Here is a 6,041-nt window from a genome sequence, read left to right on the forward strand (position 1 = left end):
TTCAGGGCAGCAGCACCAGTCGTCCGCGGATGCCGCCCTGAGCCAGGCGGGCGTGCGCTTTCGGTGCATCGTTCAGCGGGTAGGTCTCGGCAACTCGCGTGGTCAGAACGCCGGCGTCGACCAGAGCGACCAGTTCCTTGAGTCTTGCGCCGTCCGCGGTGACCGTCACGGCAGCTGTCCGGATTTCCCGGACCGGAGCAGGCAGCAACGGCGGCATCACGCCAGCGTAGGCGCCGCCGTCGCGCACCCACTCCAGCGCCGTCTCCCCCAGGAGAGCCGCGTCCAGGACGGCGTCGTGGCGCCCCGGTGCATCGCCGCGCGCCACGAAACGGGCCGCACCCAGGCCCCGGACGAAGTCCGCGTCGTTCTCTCCCGCCAGAGCGGTCACCTCGATGCCCTGGTGCGCCGCCAACTGGACGGCGTAACCGCCCACTGCGCCTGCCGCACCTGTCACCAGCAGCGTCTGGCCCGGCTTGAGGTCCAGCAGATCGAGGGCCTGGGCGGCGGTCAAGGTGTTCAAGGGCACCGTCGCCGCGTGCACCGCGTCCACGGACGTCGGCGCCGCCGCCACCGCGGAGCCCTCCACGATCACATACTCCGCGTGGGTGCCCAGCTGCTTCACAAGGTTGTCCTCGAGGGCGACGACGGCGTCGCCGACCGCCCAGCCTGCGTCCGCGCCGGTCGCATCGATCGTCCCGGCCGCGTCCCAGCCGAAGCCCATGGGCGGGTCCGCCGGCAGCACACCGGAACGAGTGATCGCGTCGGCCGGGTTGAGCGCCGCGGCGGCGACTTTGATCCGTACCTGACCGGCGCCCGGTTCCGGGATCTCCCTTTCGACGATCTGCACGGCTTCCGGTCCGCCGAAGTCCGTTACAACGGCAGCACGCATTGCATGTCTCCTTCGAGCGTGGTTTGGGAGGGTTGCCTGGGCAGAGCTTTTTCACCAGGCTCACGAGGGTTCCGCCCCGCTGTAGCGAAACTAGCCCCCGCTACTATCTGGCGGTAAGTAGGCACCTTGAAGTGCGTACCTCACCAGGAGGTGACTGATGGCCACGATGGACGCGGCAGAGCGTCGGAAACGGGCGCAGTCCGACTACGACGCGTTCCTGAGGGATTGTCCCACCCATCAGCTTCTGGCGCGCATCAGCGACAAATGGGCCGTGCTCGTTCTCGGAGCGCTCGTCGAGGGCCCGAGGCGCTACAACGAAATCGGCCGCAGGATCGAGGGCGTCAGCCCCAAGATGCTCACCCAGACACTGCGCTCACTGGAGCGAGACGGGCTTGTGTCCCGCACGGCGACCCTGTCGGTCCCGGTGCGCGTCGACTACGCACTCACCCCACTGGGCGCCAGCCTGAGCGTGCCCCTGACGGCAGTGCGGGAGTGGGCCGAGGCACACATGGACGAGGTACACAAGGCCCGGCAGACCTACGACGACGCCGCGTCACAGCAGACGGAGGCGACCTCGGCCGGATCCGGCCGAAGGGCGCGGCCTACGACCAGGAGAGGCAGCCTGGACTGAACTGCGTCGCCCGCGCCTGGGTCCGGCATCGGCGTCCGGCCCGCCACCGCGCTCTCCGTCGCGGGACGGACCGGCCAGCTCGATACCCGTGGCACCGGCGAGGAGTTGCGTCGCCTCACAGCGTCGGCCTCCCATGCGGTGAAGCGTGCCAGTTGTGGTCACTCAGGCTGTGACCGGCTCGAGCTCGGGAAGCGGGTCAGAGGCCGTTGGCCGCCGCCTCCGCGCGCAGCACCGGGATCACTTCTTCGGCGAACCGCTTGAGCGTCCGCCGGGCGGTCTCCGTCGAGATGCCCGGATGACGTACCTCAATACCGAAGTGGGTGATGAGGCCGTGTTTGCCGCGCACGATCGGGAGGAAGTGCTCGATCACCTGGTCGACGGTCCCCGCGATGGGAACGTTGAATCCACCATAGCCCATTTGCTTTTTGGTCTTCGCGCTACGGAGAACGTCCTCGCGGGTGTACAGGGGCTGCGTGGAGGGACTGCCGTCGTCGATGCTGGGGGCCTGGCCGTACTGGTTCGCGACCCAGGCGAACGGTTCCCACGCCTCCTCGAACGCCTCCTCGAAGGACTCCCCGATGGTGACGTTGTTGACGAGCCCGAGGATCAGATAGTCCTTCGGGTCCCGGCCGTTTTCGCGCACGGCTTTCGAGTATTCCCCGGTGACGTCCGGGGCGAGCAGATGGTAGCCCCGCTGGCCTGCGCGCCGGGCCCCCTTGGGCCCGAAGCCGCCCCACAGAATGGGAATTCGCTCCTGGACGGTCTGCATCACCCAGTTGATGTCCGGGAATTGGTAGTACTTGCCGTTCCAGTCGAACCGGTCCCCGACCTGCTTGCCGCTGTTCAAGCAGAGGTCGATGATCTCGCAGACCTCGTAGGTGCGACCGAACCGCTCCTTCGGGTCGACGCCGAAGGTGACGAACTCCTCCCAGCGTCCGCCTACTCCGATGCCCAGTTCGCAGCGGCCGTTGGAGATGATGTCGAGGGCTGCGAGGTCTTCGGCGAGACGGACCGGGTTGTGGAGCGGGGCACAAATGATCGATGTGCCCACGCGGATCGTCGAGGTGCGTGCCGCGATCGCGGCCGCCATCATCAACGGCGAGGAATTGCCCGATGCGAACGTGAAGTGGTGCTCACCGAGGTAGCAGGCATCGAAGCCGACCTCCTCCGCGTAGACCATGTCATCGACGTAGGTGTGGAACGCGTCGGCCGCGCTCTGGCCCTTGTCCGGCCGCTGCCTGGCTCCAGCGATCACCGAAAAACGCAATGCTCCTCCTTGGTTATCGGAGCCCGCCGGCTGCCTCGACGAGGCAGCGTCACGCGGGGCACGACGGGGATGCGCAGCAGGGACGGGTAGCGGCCACCGGTGTGGATGGTGTGGCGCAGGCCGTGACGGCATGAACTCGACATCGCCATCGGAGTCGAACACTCTGCGGGCGTCGACCTGAACGACCGCGTATCCGTGCCGACACCAGTAGGCGGGATCATTGCCTTCCCAGGACTGCAGACCCGACAGCGGCGAACGCGAGATGCCGAACCGGTTCGGGAAGAGTTTCGAGTCGAGCTGCCAGAAACCCGTGCCGCCCTTGCCGTACGGTGCCCAGTTGACGACGGCGGGAGCCGGCGCCTGACCGGACGGAAGACATCGGCGTAGATCGTCGTCCCGTCGCGCAGGGTGAGTGCGGTGTCCTCCTCGCGGACGATGTCCGAGGGCAGTGCCAGCGCTCCCCGCTGGTGCCGGTAGCCGGCAGGCAGGGTCGTGGTCCGGCCCGGGGTGAATCCCCTGTAGCGCGCCTCCGGCCGATCGAGCCGGGCAGCAGGCCGTTTCGGCGCGGTCCGGTTCGAGGTCATCAGAACAACTCCGTTCTGCTTCACGAAACGGCCGGGCGGCTATCACCCTGAGTCGTAGTCAGGACGATCGCCTTGGCTTCATTGCCGCGGTACGCCCGAAGGCCTGTACGGCCCACGGCACGCGCACGTCCGCCACCCTTTATCGCGGTAGGCGCTCAGGCCAGCGCTCGTGCCGTTCTGTGGAACGAAAGCGGTGCGCTGGGCTGGCAACGCCGATGCGGACCAGGTCCTGATGGTGGTTGAGATGACCTCCTACGACACGGACACCCCCCGGCTGCTCCCCGACGGATGACCTTCATGCCTCGAGGGAGGTCATCCTCACCGGCCGGCCGCCTCCACCAGACGGCGGTCCAGTTCCTCGTCCAGTTCTCGCTGCCCGGCCTCCGCCGGGACGTACCCCGCCCACGCGTGCGGCACGGCGCGAGCGTAGTCACCCGACTTGACACCTGCGACGAACGAGGACCAGGCATCGACGGTAAAGACCAGGGCGTGGCCGTGGGGGCCACACTCCCCGTCCTCGCCCTGCTGGCCGACCAGCGGGAGCAGCGACGGGCGACCACTGCTCCGACCCGGGGCGAACCGTACGACTTCATCATCGCGGACGACGGAAGGAGGGCCCGACAGTAAGCTGACGGGCCCTCCCTCAGACTGATTCAGGTCTCTCCTCGTACGCCTATCACGCTGCAGTCAAACACCGTGGCGTCGACGAGAAGGGGTATTGCTCAGTTGTTGTATATGCACATGACCGTTTCGGTCAGGAGGCCATTGCCGACATCCGTGGGGATGGTCCTGGAGTTGAGGTCGACAGTCCCACCTGTGTTGACGCACTTGTTCATAGCGGAAATAACGGCTAGAAGGCTCCACGTGTACGCGTCGCCGGTGACGGGCACCACCCTGGTGCTGCTGGCGGCGGTCGTTGCAGTGGTTTCCGCGCTGGCGGGTCCGGCGGCGGCGAGGCCGAGCGTGGCAATTGCCGCTGCCATGACACCAACGGTGATCTTCCTAGACGCAACTTGGAACATCTTCATTTCTTTGAAACCTTTCAATGAAGCCAAAGCAGCACGGTATCGATGATCTGGCCGTCATCGGATGGCAAGCCCGATCGTGCCGGGCGGGTCATGACGCAATGCGCCGTACCGGGAGGCGCGCCCGCGCGCGACTTGCCGTCCGTACCTCTCCGGCGAGCCGATGATCGGACTCTAAACGGTGCCAAGGCGTCAGGGCGTAGAAGGCCGTCCATTTTTGGACAACTGTTCCGGCTGGGCACGTCGGTCTGAGTGAGCTTGCGGGCGCTAGGCCGTGCGGCCGGTGACGATGACCTGGTCATCGGGGTTTTTGGGCTTGTCCACGCCGATGATGTGCAGCAAGACGAGCAGCGGCTGGCGACCGTCGTTGACCGTCGTCAGGTGAACTCGCCCGGCGGCTGCGGCGTCAGGCTTCGGGGCCGGACCTCGGACGGCTCCACCCGGCGTCAGGTGAGCGACATCCCTGTGGTCACGTCAAGGTCGCCGAAGCACCGGCTGCACAAAGGTCCGCTGCCCGTGCGGGCACATCCCTCCCGCCGAGGTGGCCGAAGGTGTCGCCCACGCCCCGGCCACTTATGGCCCGAACCTGCGCTCCTGGCTGCCTACCTCCTGGTCTTCCAGCACGTGCCCGTCGAACGTACGGCTCAGCTGATCGCCGACCCACCGGAGGGAAGGTCTCCACCGGCTGGGTGTTCTCCGTGCTGGCCGAGGCCGCCGACCTGGGCGGCGTGGCGCCGGGGGGTGCCTCGCCCTCTGGGCTCAGAGGGAGCCGGTGAGTACGGCGCGGCGGTGACGACTTCAGTGCCGGAGCGCATTCCGGTGCGCGCGAACAGCTGGGACAGGCGCTGGGCGACCGCGTCCTCGCTGAGCCGCAGGACGGTGGCGAGCTGGCTGTTGCTGAGACGTTCGCCTCTCAGGGGGGCCAGCAGGTGTTCGTTCTCGGCGGTGGCCTGCTTGCGGGCCGGGACGGGGAGTCCGGGCTGGCGCATCGCGGTCCTGGTGTGGAAGCGCCACAGGGTGGCGCCGACCGGGCCGAGCAGGTCGTACGCCTCGTGCGGCAGCGTGGCCCGGCCTGCTGCCCGGGTCGGCGGCGGCCATGAGGGTGGTCACCGTCTGGAAGGGCAGGCCGCGGGAGCGGGCCAGGTCTACCGCATCTTCAGGCTTTCGCGGGCGGAACTGGGGGCGTCCTGCCGCAGGATGCGCGCGGACAGGCTCACCCCACGCGACATCAGGCCTGGTGCGCATGGTGCGCATGGTGAGCGACGGCGCGACGAACCGGCAGATCGCCACAGGATTCGCCTGCAGCGAGAAGTCCGCGGAACGGCAACGGTCGATCAGACCTTCTTGGTCACTATCCGGGCATGATCAGCGGTGACTGATTTGGTGGCCTTCACAGCCTGAGCTTGGCGTTTAACCTCGCTGGGCTTGGTGCTCCTTGATCGATTCGGCCCGTTTGACAGTCTTGCCAACGTCGTGGCGCCTGGCTCGTTGCTTGTTTTTCGAGCCGGGAGGCCGTCCGGGGCCCGGTCGGGACGGTTTTGGCGCGCTTGCCGGGCGGGCTGCTGTCGCGCGGACGTTGCGAAACCCCCGGCGGACGCGGGCGGGGGTGAGGCGGCGGGGTTCTGCGGGCCGTTCCCATGGGCGA

Annotated in this window: 5 protein-coding genes and 3 pseudogenes; 2 read left to right on the top strand and 6 right to left on the bottom strand. The window is 67.6% G+C overall.

Annotation, left to right across the window (positions count from 1 at the left end; genetic code table 11):
* Position 1: 1 nt before the first annotated feature.
* Positions 2 to 889: an NADP-dependent oxidoreductase gene (locus GRC12_RS17330; protein WP_208780196.1), complete on the bottom strand. Its 888-nt coding sequence runs from the start codon at positions 887 to 889 to the stop codon at positions 2 to 4.
* Positions 890 to 1,046: 157 nt separating this feature from the next.
* Between GRC12_RS17330 and GRC12_RS17335 the strand changes: the two are divergent.
* Positions 1,047 to 1,433, top strand: a pseudogene (locus GRC12_RS17335) (winged helix-turn-helix transcriptional regulator); the annotation flags it as partial.
* 283 nt (positions 1,434 to 1,716) lie between these two features.
* Here the strand turns inward: GRC12_RS17335 and GRC12_RS45635 are convergent.
* The gene (locus GRC12_RS45635) at positions 1,717 to 2,787 is read right to left on the bottom strand and encodes an LLM class flavin-dependent oxidoreductase (RefSeq protein ID WP_244373034.1); all 1,071 of its coding nucleotides are present in this window, start codon (positions 2,785 to 2,787) and stop codon (positions 1,717 to 1,719) included.
* A 141-nt stretch (positions 2,788 to 2,928) separates the two neighbouring features.
* Positions 2,929 to 3,417: pseudogene (locus tag GRC12_RS46945) on the bottom strand (CocE/NonD family hydrolase); the annotation flags it as partial.
* 449 nt (positions 3,418 to 3,866) lie between these two features.
* Here GRC12_RS46945 and GRC12_RS46425 point away from each other — a divergent pair.
* A complete protein-coding gene (locus GRC12_RS46425; protein WP_280117485.1) occupies positions 3,867 to 3,998 on the top strand; it encodes a hypothetical protein in 132 nt (43 codons plus the stop codon).
* 95 nt (positions 3,999 to 4,093) lie between these two features.
* On the opposite strand, the gene GRC12_RS17345 is transcribed toward GRC12_RS46425, so the two are convergent.
* From GRC12_RS17345 to GRC12_RS45640, 3 genes and pseudogenes are all read right to left on the bottom strand, one after another.
* Positions 4,094 to 4,399, bottom strand: a complete 306-nt coding sequence (locus GRC12_RS17345; RefSeq protein WP_208780199.1) for a hypothetical protein — start codon at positions 4,397 to 4,399, stop codon at positions 4,094 to 4,096.
* Positions 4,400 to 5,040: 641 nt separating this feature from the next.
* Positions 5,041 to 5,385 carry a hypothetical protein gene (locus GRC12_RS17350; protein WP_208780200.1) on the bottom strand — a complete coding sequence of 115 codons (345 nt, stop codon included), beginning with the start codon at positions 5,383 to 5,385 and terminating at the stop codon, positions 5,041 to 5,043.
* Positions 5,386 to 5,806: 421 nt separating this feature from the next.
* Positions 5,807 to 6,041: pseudogene (locus tag GRC12_RS45640) on the bottom strand (NF041680 family putative transposase); the annotation flags it as partial.

The sequence above is a fragment of the Streptomyces griseorubiginosus genome (assembly GCF_017614965.1).
In the GTDB taxonomy this organism is placed as follows: Bacteria; Actinomycetota; Actinomycetes; order Streptomycetales; family Streptomycetaceae; genus Streptomyces; species Streptomyces griseorubiginosus_B.